Below are 939 nucleotides of genomic sequence, written 5' to 3' on the forward strand. Positions count from 1 at the left end.
GTTTCCAAGTCAGCTTTTCGGGTTTGCGTCCCCGATTTTTTATAGCATAACTTTTTGAAATATAAAACTATTTTTATATGCGTTTCGTATAAGCGCCATTATGTTAAATAAGTGAGGATTTTTTATTAATTTAATTTCTCTCTTTGTCCCTTAATTTTAAAACAACGTATCTTTGCCAAAAAAGTAGCATTCCTGCAAAAACACATATGTAAGTTTTATTCTCAATAGAAAGAGCAAGTCCTGTAAAAATTAAGGCTAATAAAAAAGATAAGATCAAATTAGTCTTCTGACTTAATGAAGAGCCAATTGCTAATTCAAGGCTAAGAAGTTTATTTAATATTTTCATAAAAAATTATAAGTAAGAATAATTATCAATTATACCAAATAATATCTATTTTAAGATTTCCTAAAATTAACATAATACACCTTATACGAAATGCGTTATAATTTATTTTGAAATTCAAATACTTATTTCAAAGTTTATAGCCCAAACATCACTGTTTGGGCTTTTTTTGTGACTTTTCACGTTCCACGCCTATTCTTTGATCAATGTTTCACGACTTTGTTCATATTAGTTAAACAATCGTGGTTAATCATAGGGTCTAAAAAAACGGCTCCAAAAGCCCCTTTTCTCCGGTTCCTGTTCAATGCGCTCCGGTACTGGAATCCGCTTATTTTTCGTCTGCTCTGGAGTAGTCAATCCCTCATCTTTCGGTTCAGCTTCTGGCCGAGGATCCGTTGCTATATCCTGGCTAGATTTCTGATCGGTAAACGTAGTCATATTGGCTGTGGGAGGCTTCATTTCGATGAGTGTTAAAAGCGTATCTATACGAGCGTTCGCCTTGGATTCACGATCTTCGGCTTTTTCTAACTGTTTTTTTAGGAAGTCGATTTGGCTTTTCAGTTCTACCACTGTTTTATCAATGTATTCAGGTGTAT

At 33.5% G+C, this 939-nt stretch carries 1 protein-coding gene; it reads right to left on the reverse strand.

Annotation, left to right across the window (positions count from 1 at the left end):
* Positions 1–589 precede the first annotated feature (589 nt).
* Positions 590–939 (reverse strand): plasmid replication DNA-binding protein (locus tag RR876_RS16605; protein WP_332637142.1); only part of this gene is annotated, 350 nt, incomplete at its 5' end.

The sequence above is a fragment of the Acinetobacter sp. genome, assembly GCF_036666595.1.
GTDB lineage: Bacteria > Pseudomonadota > Gammaproteobacteria > Pseudomonadales > Moraxellaceae > Acinetobacter.